Source organism: Exiguobacterium sp. s22 (assembly GCF_018617455.1).
In the GTDB taxonomy this organism is placed as follows: Bacteria; Bacillota; Bacilli; order Exiguobacteriales; family Exiguobacteriaceae; genus Exiguobacterium.
On record NZ_JACSKD010000003.1, the window covers coordinates 62,533 to 80,489 of the forward strand.

The 17,957-nt window shown below is 48.1% G+C and carries 24 protein-coding genes; 12 read left to right on the top strand and 12 right to left on the bottom strand.

The genetic code is table 11. From position 1 onward, the window contains the following. Positions 1 to 58: 58 nt before the first annotated feature. Positions 59 to 490: a MarR family winged helix-turn-helix transcriptional regulator gene (locus KNO94_RS06755; RefSeq protein ID WP_031424396.1), complete on the bottom strand. Its 432-nt coding sequence runs from the start codon at positions 488 to 490 to the stop codon at positions 59 to 61. 159 nt (positions 491 to 649) lie between these two features. On the opposite strand from KNO94_RS06755, the gene KNO94_RS06760 reads away from it, so the two are divergent. The 3 genes from KNO94_RS06760 to KNO94_RS06770 all read left to right on the top strand — a co-directional run bounded on the left by KNO94_RS06760 (position 650) and on the right by KNO94_RS06770 (position 2,625). Then, positions 650 to 1,024, top strand: a complete 375-nt coding sequence (locus KNO94_RS06760) for a hypothetical protein (RefSeq protein ID WP_015880488.1) — start codon at positions 650 to 652, stop codon at positions 1,022 to 1,024. A 133-nt stretch (positions 1,025 to 1,157) separates the two neighbouring features. Continuing rightward, the gene (locus tag KNO94_RS06765; RefSeq protein ID WP_214778388.1) at positions 1,158 to 2,042 is read left to right on the top strand and encodes a diacylglycerol/lipid kinase family protein; all 885 of its coding nucleotides are present in this window, start codon (positions 1,158 to 1,160) and stop codon (positions 2,040 to 2,042) included. A 58-nt stretch (positions 2,043 to 2,100) separates the two neighbouring features. Continuing rightward, positions 2,101 to 2,625, top strand: a complete 525-nt coding sequence (locus KNO94_RS06770; protein WP_214778390.1) for a GNAT family N-acetyltransferase — start codon at positions 2,101 to 2,103, stop codon at positions 2,623 to 2,625. A 35-nt stretch (positions 2,626 to 2,660) separates the two neighbouring features. Here the strand turns inward: KNO94_RS06770 and cbpA are convergent, their stop codons facing one another. After that, complete coding sequence (gene cbpA, locus KNO94_RS06775; protein ID WP_214778392.1) at positions 2,661 to 3,296, bottom strand: cyclic di-AMP binding protein CbpA; 636 nt, start codon at positions 3,294 to 3,296, stop codon at positions 2,661 to 2,663. Between the two features lie 186 nt (positions 3,297 to 3,482). On the opposite strand from cbpA, the gene pdxK reads away from it, so the two are divergent. The 3 genes from pdxK to bshB2 are packed head-to-tail and all read left to right on the top strand — an operon-like array spanning position 3,483 to position 5,381. Further along, a complete protein-coding gene (pdxK, locus tag KNO94_RS06780; RefSeq protein WP_214778394.1) occupies positions 3,483 to 4,307 on the top strand; it encodes a pyridoxine/pyridoxal/pyridoxamine kinase in 825 nt (274 codons plus the stop codon). Between the two features lie 55 nt (positions 4,308 to 4,362). Beyond that, positions 4,363 to 4,734, top strand: a complete 372-nt coding sequence (locus KNO94_RS06785) for a YojF family protein (protein WP_214742703.1) — start codon at positions 4,363 to 4,365, stop codon at positions 4,732 to 4,734. Continuing rightward, on the top strand, positions 4,731 to 5,381 hold the full coding sequence (gene bshB2 / locus KNO94_RS06790) for a bacillithiol biosynthesis deacetylase BshB2 (protein WP_214742627.1): 651 nt from the start codon (positions 4,731 to 4,733) through the stop codon (positions 5,379 to 5,381). The genes KNO94_RS06785 and bshB2 overlap by 4 nt, the downstream gene beginning before the upstream one ends. A 161-nt stretch (positions 5,382 to 5,542) precedes the next feature. Here bshB2 and KNO94_RS06795 read toward each other — a convergent pair whose 3' ends face one another. The 6 genes from KNO94_RS06795 to nhaC form a co-directional block, all read right to left on the bottom strand. Then, positions 5,543 to 6,376, bottom strand: a complete 834-nt coding sequence (locus KNO94_RS06795; RefSeq protein WP_214778396.1) for an undecaprenyl-diphosphate phosphatase — start codon at positions 6,374 to 6,376, stop codon at positions 5,543 to 5,545. 115 nt (positions 6,377 to 6,491) lie between these two features. Beyond that, a complete protein-coding gene (locus tag KNO94_RS15245) occupies positions 6,492 to 7,052 on the bottom strand; it encodes a hypothetical protein (RefSeq protein WP_251125866.1) in 561 nt (186 codons plus the stop codon). Further along, positions 7,034 to 7,564, bottom strand: coding sequence for an MFS transporter (locus KNO94_RS15250; protein ID WP_353047832.1), 531 nt, complete (start codon positions 7,562 to 7,564; stop codon positions 7,034 to 7,036). Before KNO94_RS15250 ends, KNO94_RS15245 begins: the two co-directional genes overlap by 19 nt. A 165-nt stretch (positions 7,565 to 7,729) precedes the next feature. After that, positions 7,730 to 8,242 (bottom strand): type 1 glutamine amidotransferase domain-containing protein, encoded by a 513-nt coding sequence (locus KNO94_RS06805; RefSeq protein ID WP_015880479.1) that lies wholly within the window; start codon positions 8,240 to 8,242, stop codon positions 7,730 to 7,732. Between the two features lie 84 nt (positions 8,243 to 8,326). Continuing rightward, positions 8,327 to 8,911 (bottom strand): DNA-3-methyladenine glycosylase, encoded by a 585-nt coding sequence (locus tag KNO94_RS06810; RefSeq protein WP_214778398.1) that lies wholly within the window; start codon positions 8,909 to 8,911, stop codon positions 8,327 to 8,329. Positions 8,912 to 8,995: 84 nt separating this feature from the next. Continuing rightward, entirely contained in the window at positions 8,996 to 10,372 is a 1,377-nt protein-coding gene (nhaC, locus tag KNO94_RS06815) for a Na+/H+ antiporter NhaC (RefSeq protein WP_214778400.1), read from the bottom strand. 210 nt (positions 10,373 to 10,582) lie between these two features. Between nhaC and queC the strand changes: the two genes are divergently transcribed. From queC to queF, 4 genes are read left to right on the top strand one after another with little or no spacing between them, the layout of a single operon-like run. After that, on the top strand, positions 10,583 to 11,227 hold the full coding sequence (gene queC, locus KNO94_RS06820; RefSeq protein WP_015880476.1) for a 7-cyano-7-deazaguanine synthase QueC: 645 nt from the start codon (positions 10,583 to 10,585) through the stop codon (positions 11,225 to 11,227). Then, positions 11,224 to 11,682 (top strand): 6-carboxytetrahydropterin synthase QueD, encoded by a 459-nt coding sequence (gene queD, locus KNO94_RS06825; protein WP_015880475.1) that lies wholly within the window; start codon positions 11,224 to 11,226, stop codon positions 11,680 to 11,682. The genes queC and queD overlap by 4 nt, the downstream gene beginning before the upstream one ends. Then, positions 11,664 to 12,374 carry a 7-carboxy-7-deazaguanine synthase QueE gene (queE, locus tag KNO94_RS06830; protein ID WP_214778402.1) on the top strand — a complete coding sequence of 237 codons (711 nt, stop codon included), beginning with the start codon at positions 11,664 to 11,666 and terminating at the stop codon, positions 12,372 to 12,374. The genes queD and queE overlap by 19 nt, the downstream gene beginning before the upstream one ends. 11 nt (positions 12,375 to 12,385) lie before the next feature. Further along, the gene (gene queF, locus KNO94_RS06835) at positions 12,386 to 12,874 is read left to right on the top strand and encodes a preQ(1) synthase (protein ID WP_015880473.1); all 489 of its coding nucleotides are present in this window, start codon (positions 12,386 to 12,388) and stop codon (positions 12,872 to 12,874) included. Positions 12,875 to 12,904: 30 nt separating this feature from the next. Here queF and KNO94_RS06840 read toward each other — a convergent pair whose 3' ends face one another. Further along, positions 12,905 to 13,561, bottom strand: coding sequence for a TVP38/TMEM64 family protein (locus tag KNO94_RS06840; RefSeq protein WP_214742620.1), 657 nt, complete (start codon positions 13,559 to 13,561; stop codon positions 12,905 to 12,907). Between the two features lie 111 nt (positions 13,562 to 13,672). On the opposite strand from KNO94_RS06840, the gene KNO94_RS06845 reads away from it, so the two are divergent. Beyond that, positions 13,673 to 14,170, top strand: coding sequence for a hypothetical protein (locus tag KNO94_RS06845; protein ID WP_214778404.1), 498 nt, complete (start codon positions 13,673 to 13,675; stop codon positions 14,168 to 14,170). A gap of 24 nt (positions 14,171 to 14,194) precedes the next feature. On the opposite strand, the gene KNO94_RS06850 is transcribed toward KNO94_RS06845, so the two are convergent. The 3 genes from KNO94_RS06850 to KNO94_RS06860 form a co-directional block, all read right to left on the bottom strand. After that, on the bottom strand, positions 14,195 to 14,611 hold the full coding sequence (locus tag KNO94_RS06850) for a hypothetical protein (protein ID WP_251125867.1): 417 nt from the start codon (positions 14,609 to 14,611) through the stop codon (positions 14,195 to 14,197). A gap of 163 nt (positions 14,612 to 14,774) precedes the next feature. Then, positions 14,775 to 15,320 carry a GNAT family N-acetyltransferase gene (locus KNO94_RS06855; RefSeq protein ID WP_214778408.1) on the bottom strand — a complete coding sequence of 182 codons (546 nt, stop codon included), beginning with the start codon at positions 15,318 to 15,320 and terminating at the stop codon, positions 14,775 to 14,777. Continuing rightward, complete coding sequence (locus tag KNO94_RS06860) at positions 15,292 to 16,056, bottom strand: TrmH family RNA methyltransferase (protein WP_214778410.1); 765 nt, start codon at positions 16,054 to 16,056, stop codon at positions 15,292 to 15,294. Before KNO94_RS06860 ends, KNO94_RS06855 begins: the two co-directional genes overlap by 29 nt. A gap of 220 nt (positions 16,057 to 16,276) precedes the next feature. Between KNO94_RS06860 and KNO94_RS06865 the strand changes: the two genes are divergently transcribed. After that, positions 16,277 to 17,905, top strand: coding sequence for a PTS transporter subunit IIBC (locus KNO94_RS06865; protein ID WP_214778412.1), 1,629 nt, complete (start codon positions 16,277 to 16,279; stop codon positions 17,903 to 17,905). The last annotated feature ends 52 nt before the right edge of the window (positions 17,906 to 17,957 follow it).

The following is a 17,957-nucleotide window of genomic DNA, read 5'->3' on the forward strand; positions in this document are numbered from 1 at the left end:
GTATATCTCATCGTCAATTAGTTTAACTTCAAGATATTAAACAAAAAAGCAACGGGCTTTATTTGCCCGCTGCGTTGTAACCGACTCGTTTCAATAATGAAATTAATTGTTCCGTCTCGTCTTCACTTAACGGTCCATATATATCTTTAAAGATTTCGATGTGTTGTGGATAGACGACGTCCATAAGCGCCTTTCCATCGTCTGTCAACGAAGCGTATGTGACGCGACGGTCAGATGGGCAGGCGATTCGTTCAATCAGTCCTCGCTTCTCTAACTTATCAATCACGTAAGTCACGCTACCGCTTGTAATCAAAATCTGGTCTCCAATCTGTTGTAACGGGGTATCGCCTCGTTTATACAGAACGGATAAAACACCGAACTCTGTTGAATTTAGCTGGTGGCGTCGTAAATCTTCTTTTACACGATCACTGATGGCATCCATCGCACGCGCAAGAACGACCCACGCCTTCAATTCAAGGGATTCAATCATGTCGGTTTCACCTCAATTCGTTCATCTTATATCACTAGTATAGCAGGACTTATGAAGTATAAGCCGGGAAAAATACTTCGTCAAGGAACTTCTTCATTGTCGCTTATGTCGGAAACGTTTAGAATGGTAGTATTGTGATTTTCAGAAAGGGTGGACCGTATGCGTGAGTATTACGAAATTTCATTGACGATCAAACGGGAGTTTTTGCACGCTGTCATCGATTTGTTGAATCGAGAAGGCATCGCGCCGGACTATGCGCTTGAAAAAGAAGGCGCAGTCTTTTTATTATTCAATCATTTACCTTGGCCAAACGTGACCCGTGAACCGCATGCTGTGGAACGTTTCTTGTTGACGTTGAAACGATCGGATTATTTGTTCGTCAAAACGAAACGTAAATCACCGGTCCCCGACCATGAACCGGTTGCGTGTATGGGTGCCTTAGTCTCACCATTTAATGAACATTTACGCATCGAGCTCGCGGTCGACGAGTCAGAAGCGAGTCATTTAGATATGTCCGCATTTCGCCATTATTAAACTCTCTATCTGTTCTAATCCCCCATGAAGGTCAGCCCACAAGTGTTGACGGTCATGGGGGATTTTTAGGAGTAATTGATTTCTCGTACGGGAATAAAGGACAGTATTCGAACTGAAAAGGAGATATGCCGGAATGGACAAAGTCATGTTGATCGTTAATCCATCCTCAGGAAAAGAGTTAGGGGAAAAACACGCGACACATGCGGAAGAAGTATTACGTGAAAGATATGGACAGGTGGATGTCCGCTTCACCGAAAAAGAAGCAGATGCAACCCGATTCGCACGAGAGGCAGCGGAAAAACACTATCGTGCGGTCATTGCGATGGGGGGAGACGGAACCTTGAACGAAGCCGTAACCGGACTTGCCGAAGCGGAACATCGTCCCGATTTTGGCATCATTCCACTCGGTACAGTAAACGACCTCGCCCGTGCACTCGGTGTCCCCAACGATCCAAAAAAAGCAATCGAGGCGCTCCGTGATGCTGAACCCACACCAATGGATATCGGTAAATATGAGAACGGCTATTTTATGAATGTGATCGCGATTGGACTGATTGCCGAAGCTGTCGACGAAGTAAGCGTGGAAGATAAGACGAGGTGGGGTCCGTTCGCCTATTTAATCGAGGGCGTGAAAGCCTTCCGTGAACATAGTCCCTATGATCTGAAAATCGAGAGCGAGGATGGTCAATTTGATGATGAGGCGTACCTCGTTGTCATCGCGCTGACGAATTCGGTCGGAGGATTTGAGAACTTTGAACCCGATGCACGTCTTAATGATGGTCTTCTTCACGTCTATATCTTTGAAGAACTTGGATTGAAAGACGCGCTTCAATTAACACCTGCCCTGTTCACAGGAAAATTGAAGGAAACGGACAGCGTCACTTCGTTTTGCACGACACACGTGAAAGTTACTTCATCCGAATCCCTTCCAGTCAACGCAGATGGTGACACGGGCGGCACATTACCGCTCACCTTCGAAATTTTACCAAGTCACTTAAACGTGTTGAAACCACTCTAAGAGCAGGATTTTTTGACGAATCAATCGAATGTGTTCAAGCGAGAAAGGAGAATGACTTATGAATATCTCGCTTGTTCCACTAACAACCGCATCCGACGAACTCGTCCATACATTCAATCGATGGAATAACGATCCTGAAATCGTACACCTCATTCGTCCGAGTCGCTCTGAAGAAGAATTGACGGCCTCTTATGAAATGACAGTTAACGATTTAGAAGAACGACTTCTGACACATGATATTTTTCTCATTTACGCAGACGATCATCTCGTCGGCGAAATGAATGTTATGTACGATCCGCCCCATCTGTATCACCAAGAACCCGGTACAGCATGGCTCGGTTTCGTCATCGGCGAAGCCGTTGGTCGTGGGAAAGGTGTCGGCACAGAAGCGCTCCGCCTCTTAGAAGAACGACTAAAAGAACAACACACCCCTCGCATGGAACTCGGCGTATTCGCCTTTAACCATGCAGCACATCGCCTGTATACGAAATGTGGTTACCAGGAAATCGGACGTATTGAACAGTTCACCTATTGGGACGGACAATTTTGGTCTGATATCCGAATGGAAAAACGATTCGACTAAAAAATCCTTCCACGCCGTGTGGAAGGATTCTTTATTTAATTATTCAAATTCTCGACTTCGACAATTCGGAAGCCTTTTTGTTCAAGCTTGGCAACAACTTTGTTCTTCATGTCTTCTTCGCAGTCCGGTGGTAACGTCACGAGTACGCGACGCAACACCTTACTTTTTGCATCAAGCGTCATCAAGCTTGCGATTGACGTATATTTGTTCACGATTTTTGTAATCTTCTCGAGCGCTCCTGCCTGTTCGCTCAAGGCAATCGTCAAGACGTAGCTACCTGTGTCACGACTCCATGCCTCCTCGAGCATCCCAAGCATCTTCCCGTGTGGAAGGATTCCATAGAATTCGTTGCTTTCGTCTTTTAATACGGCAATGTACGGTAACTCTTTAATTGAGAAGAATACTTCAAAAAAGCCATCTGATTCATGTACGTACTTTTGTGTATTCTTAATAAGCGTCATCACATTATCGTCCATGTTTTCCCCGTTCATTCCATGACGATAAATATGCATTTTATAAATGTTACCGCGGAAAAATGTTCCCGTCTCATCTAAAACAGGTACACAGCGATAACCTGTCTCTTCAAGCGTATGAAGCGCTTCCCGCAATGTTGCCTTTTCACTGATGGTGACAACATCCTTCTTCGGGATACATAAGCTATGCACTAACATGCGATTTCCTCCCAGCCAATAATAAAGTGGTCTACACCCTATTCATTATTATTCCCCAAATATGATGAATATCCTGCATGTTTTTTCTGAAAAGTTATGAACACTTCTTATAATCCTTGCATTTGTCGGAATTCAAAAAAGTCGTTATAGTGAAACTATCCAAACAGACAAAGGGGATGGACGATTATGACGATGAAAAAAGCATTGACGATTGCCGGTTCTGACACAAGTGGTGGCGCGGGAATCCAAGCCGACCTCAAAACGATGGAAGAACTCGGTGTGTATGGCATGACAGCCTTGACAGTGATCGTGGCACAAGACCCACACAACGCATGGAACCATGAAGTCTTTCCAATCGAAACGACACTGATTGAAAAACAAATCGATACGGTCCTCGCTGGAATCGGAGTGGACGCAGTGAAGACGGGTATGCTCCCGACACCAGAAATTATCGAACTTGCCGCTCGTAAAATCAAAGAGTATGGCATCGAGAACGCGGTCGTCGACCCGGTCATGGCGTGTAAAGGTGCCGATGAAATTCTCGATCCGAACGTCGCGGTGGCAATGCGTCAACACCTCGTACCGGTCGCAAAAATCATCACACCAAACTTATTCGAGGCGCGCATGCTCGCTGGCCTCGACAAAACACCGTCAACGATGGACGAAATCAAAGAAGCCGCTCGTTTAATTCACGACCTCGGCGCAGAGATCGTCATCGTCAAAGTCGGTGGCAAGCTCGGATTTGATACAGCGTTCGACGTCTTGTACGACGGAAATGAATTCCGTCTGCTCGAAAGCGAAAAAATCGAGCCTGCATTCACACACGGTGGCGGATGCACGTTCTCGTCTGCCATCGCGGCCTCTCTTGCAAATGGCCATACGGTTGATGAAGCGATTGAAATCGGAAAAGAGTTCATCACTGAAGCCGTTCGTCACTCATTCCGTCTAAACCAGTATGTAGGACCGACGAACCACACAGGATACCGCAAAAAAGTAGCAACACAATCGTAAACAGATGACCCGGAACCACGCGTTTCGGGTCATCCTTTCCATTGGAGGGACTGACGTGAAAGCGATTCAACCTGATCACATTCAGCACTATTTAGACAATCACGTCGCGACACCACTTTTCGTTCATGTCGAAACGACGAACGGTGCCTACGCGACACATAATGACCCCGACTTCCATAACGCCGGGATGTTTATCCGTAACGCCAACATCAAATATAGCATCGGTCAAATCAAAGGAAACGGACCTTACCGTGTCGGTTTAAAACTCGATCATGGCTGGCTCTATGTTGAAGGGTTGACCGACTACGAGTTGCACGGTGAACAATTGTTACTCGCTGGTCACGATCGACTCGGTCGACTGGCCTGTGCACTGCATATTGATATCAAACCGCTCCCACAAGGCGCATCGGAGGTGGAGAAACAATGAATGGTCCATTACTCGTCATTTTCCCACATCCGGACGATGAAGCGTTCAGCTCAGCCGGAACGATCATCCAACATCGTCAACAGGGACTTCCGGTCACATACGTCTGCCTGACACTCGGTGAGATGGGACGTAATATGGGTTCTCCCATTTTTACAACGCGCGAAGAGTTACCAAAGATTCGAAAACGCGAATTAGAGGACGCGTGTCGTATGATGGGCATCGAAGATCTGCGCATGTGGGGACTTCGTGACAAGACCGTCGAGTTTGAGGACGAGGCAGAGCTCGCCGACCGTTTCCGCGCATTGATTGACGAAGTGAAGCCAGAAACCGTCATCTCGTTCTATCCGGGATATGCCGTCCACCCGGACCATGAAGCGACAGCTCGCGCCGTTGTACGAGCACTTCAAGAGATGGGAGAGGCACGTCCTGAGTTCTTAGGTGTTGCCTTTGATCGCCGCACAGAAGACGAACTCGGACAACCACACGTCATCGTCGATGTAACGGATGAGAGTGAACAGAAGAAAGACGCCCTGTTTGCTCATCGGTCTCAGACGGAAGGTCTACTTCGTGCGATTGATAACGCAGAAAACGCCCACGTCATGGAGTTACTCCAACGTGAGCGCTTCTATCATTATCCGTTCTCATGATTCATAGGCTAGACGGGTCATATAAAGCAATGCCCCAACGGTCCCAAGACCGATTAACGTTCCAAGTACTACAACGATTTGTCCCATGTTTTCACCTCTTCTATACTTTACGAACAATTCTATTCATTGGTTTCAAACACGTGCTCTTCGCACGTGTTTTTTTAGAAGTAAAGAACGTAAATCACAACAGCCAATACGATTCGATAGACCGCAAATGGCATCAATTTCACTTTGTTGATCAGTTTCAAAAAGAATTTAATCGAAAGAAGTGCGAACAAAAATGCGCTGATGAAACCGACGATAAACACGGGTAACGTATCGAGCGTGAAGTACGTCCACTTGCTATAGAGTGACAACGCACTCGCTCCAAACATGATCGGTACCGCCATGATGAACGTAAAATCTGCCGCTGCACGGTGACTCATCCCGAGGAGAACCCCTCCAGAAATCGTTGAACCGGACCGTGAGAACCCTGGCCATAGCGAGAAACATTGAATCAACCCGACCCCAAGTGCTTGCTTGTACGTGATGTCATCTAGCGTGGAGGTCGTCTGACGCTTCACGCCTGATAAATCTGCGGCAATCATAAAGAATGCCCCAATGACTAACCCAACCAACACCGTCTTGACCGAGAAGAGATGTGTATCGATGTAGTCCTCAAACAGTATACCGAGGACGCCAGCAGGCAACAATCCGATCAAAATATGTACGAGATTGAATTGGCGTGCGGTCCCGCTTTGCCTTAAGGTGAGCAGCGACTTCGGATTCAACAACGCTTTGAACCGGTCTCGAAAGACGACAACGACCGCTAAAATCGATCCTAATTGAATGACGATTTTAAACGTGTTCGCTACTTCCTGCCCTAAAAACTGACTCGAATTCAACCAGAGACCGTCCACGAGAATCATATGACCGGTCGACGAGACCGGGGCAAATTCCGTCAATCCCTCGACGACACCTAACAAAAAGCCTACAAATAATTCATACCATTCCACATTGTTTCTCCTATTGATTCATCAAGATTATTCTCATCATACACTTCTCGACACAATCTTTCGTCCGTCTTAAGACGTAAAAACAGACATGGCTTATGCCCCATGTCTGTAAAGGTTAGCGGATAATCGCATGAACGAACCAAACGACAAGCCCAATGAGTATGAACGCCCAAAATAGCGACGCTGTCGTCCCTACAATAAAGACTATCCCCAACACAAGGATACCGAGATGCCACAGCATCGAGACAGATGATTCCGTCGTCGCTCGAATGGATGAAGGAACTTGGTGGTGCAAAAGTCCATAATAGAGCGGCTCCATCGCCCCATACAATAGAGCTAGGAGTCCCATCACACCGATTCCAATCGGACTCGGGAACAACCCGACGAGGAGAAATCCACCGCCCATTAACCAACCGAACCCGTTTAACCAACGCTCGAATGACGCAAATCGTATAAGCGTCCCCGCAAAAAGTTGACCAGGTAACTGAATCAAAAGCAGGACGCTTGAAATGGCACCAAACCAGTAGATCGGGATGGATACATCACGTGCGTACAATTGCCAGAATTCATCGATGAAATTGAATGCGGACACAGCGGCCAAAAATCCGATGGTGACGTTACGAAGGGTTGTGTGCGACCATACAAATTCAAAACCTTTCAATATAAGTGCCGCCACGTCAAGCGCTCTTCTGCTTCACTGTGAAGGGGTTCAACGAGAAATACACTACACACGGTCGCCATCAATAAACTGAAAATGGAAAGTCTGTAGTTCCACTCCAAGGGAAGGTACTGAGCCAACATACTGCCGCTCAATGCCGCCGTCACAGCGGCAACAATTCCAATCGCGTTCAGTTTACCAAGAACCCGTTCGAACGACGACGCTTCATGACTTTCTTGTAAGGACTCGTATAGCAGCGCATTCTCTGCTCCACTTCGAATGACCGACCCAATGGCCGAACAGCTGATGGCGACAAAAAATCCGCTGAAGGTGAACGAGTATAACAAGATCCAAAACGATAACCACTCCAAGGCTACACCTACCTGGATCAGCCGACGCCGTGTCGTCCGGTCCGCCCACACGCCGGTCGGCACCTCGAACAAGACGATGATGAGCGCATAGATCATCTCCAAATAGACGACTTCTTGAATGGCGATGCCTCGTGACTCCCAAAACAACCGTTCAATCACGTATGCGGGAATCAGCCCTTCAAACCAACGAATCCACCCTAACCAAATAATGTTTCGACGAACTTAACTTGGTGAACGTGTTCGTTTTCTCATTTGAATCTCCTCCTTATTTGTCTATTCCCGAATTCACAAAAAAACCACGAGACGAATCTCGTGGTCGATGTGTTATTTGAGTAAGTTAAGCATCTCTCGATTGAATGCCGGGATATCATCTGGTTGACGGCTCGTCACGAGCTGGTTTTGACAGACGACGACTTCTTTGTCCGCATATTTCGCACCGGCATACTCCATGTCGACTTTAATCGATTTGTAGCCGGTCGCGTCACGACCTTCTAACGTCTTCGCCGTAATCAACAGCTGTGGTCCGTGACAGATTGCAAAGACAGGTTTTTTCGCGTCCATAAAGGCTTTGGCGAACGAGACGAAGCGTTCGTCTTCACGCAATAAGTCAGGAGAGAATCCGCCCGGTAAGAGAAGGGCATCAAAATCTTCTGGCGATACATCGTCAATCGATTGATCGATGTTCACTTTCGCCTCTCCTTGCTTCCCTTCTACCGTGTTGCCTGCTTTCTTCTCGATTGTCACGACGTCATGTCCCGCATCCACCAATGCGTCACGGGGACCCGTGAATTCTACATCTTCAAACATATCTGTAATGAGCGTTGCTACTTTTGCCATGTTCTAAACACTCCCTCTGTTTGTTTTTTATGCACATAAGGACTGTTCCACTGGCATGAATCCGTTAAACCTCTCAAGTGGCGTTCAACGGAACTTCGAGACGTACGGATTGTCGCGTTCAAAGAAGCGATACGGATAGTCACGCGCCTCGCCCGTGTTCGGGATGCCGATGCGGGGACCCGCCTCGATTACTACTCCTGCCTCACCCTCCGCGATGTAGAGTGGGTCGTGTTGAAAAGAGTGACCGTATAAATCCATGGTGATACCGAGTGCTTTCGTCAACTTCCCGGGTCCGTTCGTCTGGTCATATCGTTTCACCCCAGGACGGTTCGAAGCAATCCATTCATGTCCTTGAATCGGTTCAATGGCTCGAATCAACACGGCTTCCGGAGTACCGACTGGACCGCTGACCACGTTCAGAAGCGTATGCGTATGCATTTGGTATGTGTACACATGCCCGGGTTGTCCGAACATGACTTCCGTCCGTTTCGTTCGACGCCCTCCGAAACTATGTGCCGCCCGGTCGATGGCACCGAGGTAAGCCTCTGTCTCGACAATCTTTGCGATGATGTCACCCTCTGGATGTCGCCTTACTAAATATTGACCGAGTAAGGCACGTGCCAATTCGAGTGTCGGTTGTTCATAAAATGCCAGATCGAGTCGCTTCATGGTTCCACCTCCGTTTCTCCTATTTTCTCAAAAGTCATATGGTGCATACAAAAAAGATGCCCTGCGTTGCAGGACACCTTGATATTATGATGCGATTTTGAGCGATTCACGTTGCTTCCCCAATCGGACGTATCCCAAAATGATGGAGAAGACCGGGCTGAGCCAAAGGAAGAAGGCGAACGGTGCGTACTCCAATACAGGTACGCCGAGTGTCGCTGCGAAGAACGCTCCCGAGACACCCCAAGGAATGAGTGGGTTGATCACGGTCCCACCATCCTCAAGCGCACGTGACAAGTAGCGTGGGTCGATCCCTCGATCGATGAACCCTTGTTTAAATGCCTGACCTGGCAAGAGAATCGACAAGTACTGTTCTCCTGCGAGCAAGTTGACACCGATTGAGCTGAGAACAACTGATAAAACAGAACTTCCTGGTGACTTCAAACGCTCGAGCAACGATTCAACGATGGCTTGGAACACACCGAGTTCGCGTAACAAGCCACCGAATGCAAGAGCGATCAAGACGAGGCTGACCGACCAAAGCATCGATTCTAGACCACCACGATCGAGTACATTCGCAATCGTCTCATTCTCGACACCAGACTTGAATCCAGACTGCATGACACCGAGCCAGTTCGAGATACTCCAGTTCCCTTGAACGAAACCAGCCGTCAACACACCCGCGAACATCCCGACGAGCATCGTCGGCAAGACCGGCATGCGGCGGAAGACAAGTACTGCGACAAGGACAGGAGCAATCAACGTGAGCCACGAGAGATCAAACCGTCCGCTGAGCGCGGCTTGCGCCTCTGCGATTTGAGTCGTGTCGGCAGTTTGACCGCTATGTCCGAGGAACGTGAATAAAATCAATGTGATGATGAACGCCGGAATCGTCGTCCCCATCATGAAGCGAATGTGGTCAAATAATTTTACACCCGCCACTGCCGGCGCAAAGTTTGTCGTATCTGACAACGGGCTCATCTTATCTCCGAAGAGGGCACCCGACACGATGGCACCTGCAGCAAGAGCCGGTGAGATGCCCAGTGCCGTCCCGATACCGAACAAAGCGACACCGACCGTTCCGACCGTTGTAAACGCACTTCCTGTGAATGTCGAGACAATCATTGTAATCAATAAGACACTTGGTAAGAACCATTCCGCAGAGATTGTATTTAGACCGATGGAGAGGATCGTCGCGACTGTCCCGGACATTTGCCATACTCCGATGAGCATCCCAATCAATAACAAAATCAATACCGGCATGATCGCTTCACGAATCCCGTTGATCATCGCCGTTTCAATCTGTTTGAAGTCGCGTGAACGATAATATGCGTATCCACCTACCATTACCATTGTGCCAAAAATCGCCATATGTGGCGTCGCTTTGGCCAAAAACATCAGTGCGAGCAAGGTGATCCCGCTCATCAACACGACGAATACAGCTTCTTTTCCTTTCATCTGCATCGACGTCCCCTCCTTTCGTTATATCTTTATTATTTCGCCTAACCGCTTAAACGCTTTTATGCACAAAAGCATGTCAGTGATGTTTTTTACTATACTCGCTTCCTTTCTCCCTGTCAAACGTCTTTTTATGATAAATTATATGCTTGAGGGTGACCTCCGGAGTTCGTAACCTCCTCCGACATCAAAACTAGCGAAAAGGAAGTGTGCTTCATGCAACACGAAAAAGCTTTGGTCGTCTTTAGTGGTGGCCAAGATTCAACCACTTGCCTATTTTGGGCAAAACAACAATTCTCCCATGTGGAGGCGGTGACGTTCGCATATGGTCAACGCCATGATGCGGAAATCGAGGTCGCAAAAGAAATTGCGGCAGAACTCGATGTCCCACACCACATCCTCGACTTGTCTTTACTTGGACAACTCACATCAAACGCGCTCACGAGACACGATCTCGACATCGACAATGCGGATGTTCCAAATACGTTCGTCGATGGACGCAACCATCTATTCTTATCATTTGCGGCCGTCATGGCCAAACAACTCGGTATGCATCACATCGTGACCGGTGTGTGTGAAACGGACTTTTCAGGTTACCCGGATTGCCGAGACCAATTCATCAAATCACTCAACGTGACACTCAATTTAGCGATGGATTATCCATTCGTCATCGACACACCGCTCATGTGGCTCGATAAAAAAGAGACGTGGGCACTCGCCGACGAGCTCGGTGCCTTTGACTACGTCAAAGAACGCACACTCACTTGCTACAACGGTGTCATCGGTTCAGGTTGTGGAGAATGTCCGGCGTGCAAGCTTCGCCAAAACGGACTCACAGCCTATGAGGAGGTGCGCGTATGAAACATGCTCCATTCCTCGCCCCGACCAGTGTCGAATCGAAACAAGAAGGGTCGCTCATCTACTGCCCGCATCGCGTTCAAATCGTCAAAGAAGTGACGTTCGACGCGGCGCACCATCTCTTTGATTATGACGGCAAATGTCGTGCCCTTCATGGTCATACGTATAAGCTCCAAATGGGTGTCAGCGGCTTTCTCGACAATCGTGGGATGACGCTCGACTTTGGTGATTTGAAAAAGATCTTCAAAGAAGAGCTTGAGCCGTATCTTGACCATCGCTATTTGAACGAGTCACTCCCTTATATGAATACAACTGCAGAAAACATGTGTTATTGGATTTTTGAACAGTTGGCGACACACCTGCCAAATGAACGCGACGTGCGCGTCGAATTCGTCCGTTTGTATGAAACGCCGACGTCGTATGCTGAGTTCCGCCGTGAATGGTTGGTGGAATCGTGAAAATTCCTGTTCTTGAAGTGTTCGGACCGACCTTCCAAGGAGAAGGACGTGCCATTGGACAGAAGACGATGTTCGTCCGGACCGCCGGTTGCGATTATCGCTGTTCGTGGTGCGATTCCGCCTTCACATGGGACGGTTCAGAAAAGCCGGACATGCTGACAGCCGACGAGGTCATCGCTCGCCTTGACGCACTCGGTATGTACGATTACGTCACCATCTCGGGTGGCAACCCGCTCCTCATCGCCGCCATGGAAGAACTTGTCGTGAAGTTGAAAGAACGCGGCGTCACACTCGCCGTCGAGACACAAGGTAGCCGCTATCAAGACTGGCTCACACAGATCGATGACGTGACCCTCAGTCCGAAGCCCCCGTCGTCTGGTATGAAGACAAACTGGCAGCAACTTGACGACATCGTCGAACGCTTACGCCCGGAGCAGACGACATTCAAGGTCGCTGTCTTTGATGAAGTGGACCTCGCTTACGCAAAAGAAGTACAACAACGCTACTCACCGGACGTCATGTATTTGTCGGCCGGTAACCCCGAGCCAGGTGCTGACGGAGACATCACCGATGCCCAGCTCCGTCGCTTGAAACAACTATGGGAAGACGTCGCACGCGACCCGTCATGGCAAAGCGTTCGCGTCCTACCGCAACTACACACATTACTGTACGCCAACGAACGTGGCGTGTAAGGAGAATGAACATGAGACCAGAAGACTTACAAGATCTCTCGCTCCTCGGACAGAAGAGCGTCCCTTATATTTTTGAATACACACCTGATGTACTCGAGGCGTTCCCGAACCGTCATCCGGAGAACGACTACTTCGTCAAATTCAACGCACCCGAATTTACATCGTTGTGCCCAATCACGAACCAACCTGACTTCGCGACGATTTACATCTCATATATCCCGGATGAGAAACTCGTCGAGTCGAAGTCGTTGAAGTTGTACTTGTTCAGTTTCCGTAACCACGGTGACTTCCATGAGAATTGCATCAACGTCATCGGGAAGGACCTTGTTAAATTGATGGAGCCACGCTATCTCGAAGTATGGGGCAAATTCACACCACGTGGCGGCATCTCGATCGATCCGTATTACAACTATGGAAAGCCGGGCACGAAATATGAAAAAATGGCAGAACATCGTCTGTTCAACCACGACCTCTATCCAGAGACGGTCGACAACCGTTAATCAAAAAGTAGGCGCTCCATCAGGAGTCGCCTACTTTTTTTGATAGCGATGAATCTGTCGTTTGATCGGTTCACGGAACACGGTCGCAATGAGCGTCAACACGAGCATGATTCCGAATGCCAAGGCAATCAGCGTCCAATCTCCACTGGCGATACTGCTCCCGAGAAAATTATTCGCAAACGCCCCGGGAATCATACCGACGACGGTTGCCAACAGATACGCGAGTACGTTTACTTTGGCCAACCCGGAAGCATAACTGACCAAATCGAAGTTGACGAGCGGGATCAAACGTAAAATGAGAACATAGAAAAACCCGTCCTCTTCGATTTTATGCTGGATGGTTTCATAATTCGTTGATTCGAAGTGATGCAAGAAACGGTCACCGAAATAGATGGCCACGTAATATGCGACGAGGGCACTCAATGTCGCCCCGATCACGGTATAGATGACCCCCGGTAAGATTCCAAACGCCAATCCGCCAGCGACTGATAAGACGGACGTCGGAAACAGGATGAGCGGACGAACGGTGAATAAGAGGATATAAATCAAAGGTGCCAACCAACCGAATTGAATGATATAGTCGCGAATATCGCCCGGACTTACATCAAGCCACTGATAGAGAAATGTCGCCGTCCCGAACAGGAGTAGGACGAGTGCAATCACCCACTGCGCTTTCCATTTCTTCATCGTCCTTCCTCCTTTCTAATTTATTTTATTCCCGCAATATGAGATGTCATCCATCTTTTTTCGTTATTCTCGATGTGGTACGGTTAGAGAAAGCAGAAGGAGGAAATCGATATGAACCTTGCAGATGCCCTAACATTGAAACAGTTGCTCCATGAGCAAATCGATACATTGACCGAAGAGATTGAGCATGTGGCATTCATCTCGCTTCAAGCGAATGAATCCATCCCGACCATTCAGTCCCGCTCCCTCCAAGACATCGAGATGGAACTCGAGCACATCCGTTTAGACTTACGTCAACTCGACCGTCTCATTCAAGAGGCGAACGTCCGAGCCGTTGTTGAAACGCACGACGGTCCGCTCCCGCTCGTCGAGGCGATCGAACTCGCCATTCAGTTACTTGTTCAAGCACGACTTTATGAAAAATTATCGCTTCGTCCGAAGAAAGAATACGTGCACGGGGTTTCCGTGATCAAACACGCCTTATATGACCCAGAACTATATCGCTTAAAAGCACGTGACATAAAAAAACGGGCTCTTCGAATCGAAAGTGCCATCCAGGCCGTCCGCTATCAGACCGATATTGAATTTGACGCTTCACGTTATATGTAAAAAGCGAAGGGATTCCTCCGCTTTTTACATATGGTCATGGTGATTGTGATGGATATCATGATGGTTCGATGAAGAAGAACTTCGTCGCGGAGGATCCTCATCCGCAAACTTTTCTCCGTCTAAAATGCCGAGACGCTTATATTGTCGATCGAGCCGTTCTTTTGTCTCCTCGCGAACGGATCTCGACTCCATCACCAATTGATAGCAACCGAGTGCGACACGGAACGGTTCCATCCGTGTCCGTTCAATCGAAAAGGAATCGACACCCCGTAAGTAGTCTGCCAATCGCTCAGCCGTGTCATCGTTCGGATCATCGGCGAGCTGCGAGGCGAATTGTTGTAAGTCTTTCAATGTGCTCGATGTTTTGGAATGATGAAAAATCGTTTTTACGAACGCAAAAATAATCAAACCGAACACTACCATGAAAATGATTGGAAACATACTAAACAATCCACTAAAAAATGAATCCCCTATCGAATTATCGAACGGATCTCCGCCAAATCCAAACACTGTCATTTCAAATTCCCCCTTTTTCTTTATGTACGTTCATTCATGCGAATCGGTTTCATCAAAAAAACCGCGATCACACGACCGCGGCAACCATTCATCTGTTCAATTGTTTTTCCATCATGATGCGCGGCTCGCCATCTTCTGTGTAAGCGCCCATGATGTCATATCCGCAAAGGAGATTCAAAATGATGACCCCTTTGTTCGTATTACGTGCTTTCGTCCGAATCGAATGGAACCCTTGCGCTTCGACCCATTCGAGTTGCGTGTCCATCAGCTTGCGACCGATGCCATGCTTTTGGAAGTCCGGATGGACGCCGCCCGCCCAGCTATAAAACCGATACGGCTCCGCCTCATAGCCAATTTTAAAGCCGATCAGTTCCTCTTCCGAGAAAGCCAGTAACACTAGCGGATTGGCGTGCCGATATAAACGCTCTTTAAAACGCAACTGATCGAGGTCGCCATATAACGTGCGATACAGTCGGAAAAAGTCCTCTTCAAAATCCTTAAAGTTGTTTGTCACATCTTTTACGATAAATGAACTCGTCGTACTCATCGTGCCATCCCCTTTCAGTTTCTGGACAAAGATTCCGTACGTCTGTTCATTTCGCCGTTCATTCTGAATTTCCTGTTTCCCGTTCAAAAGCCGTGACACCTTTTTGTTTATAAAGTCCGAGCGTACGTTTCGGCAAACTCTTGACCATCCAGTCTTTAAAAATACGTGCCTGATCCTCGACAGGCAGTTCATAGCCATCCGTCACGATATGTCGAGACCGTGTCGTGACATCGTACAAGGAAATCGCTGCTGCCACCGAGATGTTCAAACTCTGCACATACCCTTGCATCGGAATAACAAAGTTCCCGTCCGCCTTATGGAGTGCCGTTTCTGACACACCACTATGTTCATTCCCGAATAGAAGAACAGTCGGCTTCGACACATCCACTTCTTCGAGCGGGATCGCTTCCTCACTCAATGCCGTCGCATATACTTGGTAACCACTTTCTTTTAAGGAATCAATCGCTTCTTCAATCGAACCATGCTCGACGACGTCCACCCAACGGTCGGCACTCTTGGCGATAATCGAGTTCGGTTTGAACTTCGCACGCCCTTCGACGACGTGTAACGTCTGCACCCCGAACGCATCGGCCGAACGCAATACGGCAGATTGATTGTGCGGATCGTCGACACCCTCCGTCAAAATCGTGATATGGTTCGTTCGTGTATTCAATACTTCATACATCCGTTTGATGCGATCTGGCATGAGCATCTCATATAGAGGAAGATCGTCCTCGTGCAATACACCCTTCTGCAATAACTCTTCTTTTAATTCAATCTGCTCGTCTTTCGTCAAAGCAGATGTCGTCTGTCTCCAACCCATCTTTCTCGCTCCCTTCAACCTATCATATTGTAGCTAGATTCGATTCGACTGACAAGTTCGCCTCACATCTATCATTCCCGCTTCAAAAATGAAAACAAATGAAAATAGCGAAAACGGTTGCATGAATTTATGCAATCGATTACAATCATTTATGCAAGCGATTGCACTATTGGCAAACAAAAAATAGATAAAATTCCCTCACAGGAAGGAAGCGTATAGCATGAAAAAAATGATCTCATTCGATTTTTGGCAAAAACTCGGTAAGGCCTTGATGGTCGTCATCGCCGTTATGCCAGCCGCCGGTTTGATGATTTCCATCGGAAAATTGATTGGAATGTCAGCCGGAGACGTCGGTATTCTATTAACAACAGCTCGTATCATTGAAGATTTAGGTTGGGGCATCATCGTCAACTTACATATCCTCTTCGCAGTCGCGATTGGTGGTTCGTGGGCTAAAGATCGTGCAGGTGGTGCGTTCGCCGCACTCCTCGCTTTCATCTTGATCAACCGTGTCACAGGTGCCATCTTCGGTGTCAACGGCGCTATGCTTCAGGACCCAGAAGCGACAATCGAGTCACTCTTCGGTGCAAATCTTGTCGTCGCTGACTACTTCACATCTGTACTTGGTTCACCTGCCCTCAACATGGGTGTGTTCGTCGGAATCATCGCCGGTTTTCTCGGTGGTGCGCTATACAACCGTTTCTACAACTTCAACAAATTGCCGAACGCCCTCTCGTTCTTTAACGGGAAGCGCTTCGTACCATTCGTTGTCATCCTTGGTTCGGTCGTTGCTGCCATCGTTCTATCAATTGTATGGCCAACAATCCAAGGGGCACTCAACAGTTTTGGTGAGTGGATTGCCACATCACGTAACACGGCTCCAGTCCTTGCTCCATTTGTTTACGGTGCACTCGAACGTCTTCTCTTGCCGTTCGGTTTACACCACATGCTCACAGTACCAATGAACTACACGGAACTTGGCGGAACGTATACGATTTTAACAGGTGCGACAGCTGGTTCGGTCGTTGCTGGTCAAGACCCGCTCTGGTTGGCATGGGTAACAGACCTCGTCAACTTGCGTGCTGCTGGTGACACAGCTGCATACAACGCTCTACTTGCTGATGTCGTACCAGCTCGCTTCAAAGTCGGTCAAGTCATCTTGTCATTCGCTGCATTAATCGGTGCTGCTTACGCAATGTACCGTAACGTCGATGCTGAGAAGAAAGAACAATACAAGCCGATGTTCTTGTCAGCCGCACTCGCCGTCTTCTTGACGGGTGTCACAGAACCGATCGAGTTCATGTTCATGTTCGTTGCGCCAGTCCTTTACGTCGTCTACGCACTCATGGCCGGTGCTGCCTTCGCATTGGCAGATATCATCGATTTGCGTATTCATGCTTTCGGTGCAATCGAACTCTTGACGCGCATCCCGATGATTGTCAAAGCGGGACTTCTTCAAGACTTGATCAACTTCGTGCTCGTTTCTGTCGCGTTCTTCTTCCTCAACTTCGGAGTATTCAACTTCTTCATCAAGAAGATGAACTTGCCGACACCAGGACGTAACGGGAACTACATGGAAGAAGCGACAGAAAAATCATCTGTGACAGGTAATGAACAAGTCATGGGGATTATCACACTTCTCGGTGGGGAAGAAAATATTGAAGATGTCGATGCATGTATGACTCGTCTTCGTGTGACCGTCAAAGACGTTACACTCGTCTCTGACGAACAAGAATGGAAGAAAAATGGCGCCATGGGTCTCATTGTGAAAGACCGTGGAGTCCAAGCCATCTATGGCCCGAAAGCCGACGTATTGAAATCAGACATTCAAGACGTCATCGGTGCATAATCTACTGGCCAACTCGCTCGAGAGTTGGCCTTTTTTCTAAAGGAGGACTACC

Bases quoted from the DNA above. Each gene is read 5' to 3' on its own strand.
- KNO94_RS06810 (WP_214778398.1), bottom strand. From the start codon at position 8,911: ATGAAGCGACTCGATCTGGCATTTTATGAACAACCGACACTCGAATTG.
- queD (WP_015880475.1), top strand. From the start codon at position 11,224: ATGAAACATGCTCCATTCCTCGCCCCGACCAGTGTCGAATCGAAACAA.
- KNO94_RS06765 (WP_214778388.1), top strand. From the start codon at position 1,158: ATGGACAAAGTCATGTTGATCGTTAATCCATCCTCAGGAAAAGAGTTA.
- KNO94_RS06850 (WP_251125867.1), bottom strand. From the start codon at position 14,611: ATGTTTCCAATCATTTTCATGGTAGTGTTCGGTTTGATTATTTTTGCG.
- KNO94_RS06760 (WP_015880488.1), top strand. From the start codon at position 650: ATGCGTGAGTATTACGAAATTTCATTGACGATCAAACGGGAGTTTTTG.
- KNO94_RS06845 (WP_214778404.1), top strand. From the start codon at position 13,673: ATGAACCTTGCAGATGCCCTAACATTGAAACAGTTGCTCCATGAGCAA.
- queC (WP_015880476.1), top strand. From the start codon at position 10,583: ATGCAACACGAAAAAGCTTTGGTCGTCTTTAGTGGTGGCCAAGATTCA.
- cbpA (WP_214778392.1), bottom strand. From the start codon at position 3,296: ATGTTAGTGCATAGCTTATGTATCCCGAAGAAGGATGTTGTCACCATC.
- bshB2 (WP_214742627.1), top strand. From the start codon at position 4,731: ATGAATGGTCCATTACTCGTCATTTTCCCACATCCGGACGATGAAGCG.
- queE (WP_214778402.1), top strand. From the start codon at position 11,664: ATGGTTGGTGGAATCGTGAAAATTCCTGTTCTTGAAGTGTTCGGACCG.
- queF (WP_015880473.1), top strand. From the start codon at position 12,386: ATGAGACCAGAAGACTTACAAGATCTCTCGCTCCTCGGACAGAAGAGC.
- KNO94_RS06840 (WP_214742620.1), bottom strand. From the start codon at position 13,561: ATGAAGAAATGGAAAGCGCAGTGGGTGATTGCACTCGTCCTACTCCTG.
- KNO94_RS06770 (WP_214778390.1), top strand. From the start codon at position 2,101: ATGAATATCTCGCTTGTTCCACTAACAACCGCATCCGACGAACTCGTC.
- pdxK (WP_214778394.1), top strand. From the start codon at position 3,483: ATGACGATGAAAAAAGCATTGACGATTGCCGGTTCTGACACAAGTGGT.
- KNO94_RS06755 (WP_031424396.1), bottom strand. From the start codon at position 490: ATGATTGAATCCCTTGAATTGAAGGCGTGGGTCGTTCTTGCGCGTGCG.
- nhaC (WP_214778400.1), bottom strand. From the start codon at position 10,372: ATGCAGATGAAAGGAAAAGAAGCTGTATTCGTCGTGTTGATGAGCGGG.
- KNO94_RS06860 (WP_214778410.1), bottom strand. From the start codon at position 16,056: ATGGGTTGGAGACAGACGACATCTGCTTTGACGAAAGACGAGCAGATT.
- KNO94_RS06805 (WP_015880479.1), bottom strand. From the start codon at position 8,242: ATGGCAAAAGTAGCAACGCTCATTACAGATATGTTTGAAGATGTAGAA.
- KNO94_RS06865 (WP_214778412.1), top strand. From the start codon at position 16,277: ATGAAAAAAATGATCTCATTCGATTTTTGGCAAAAACTCGGTAAGGCC.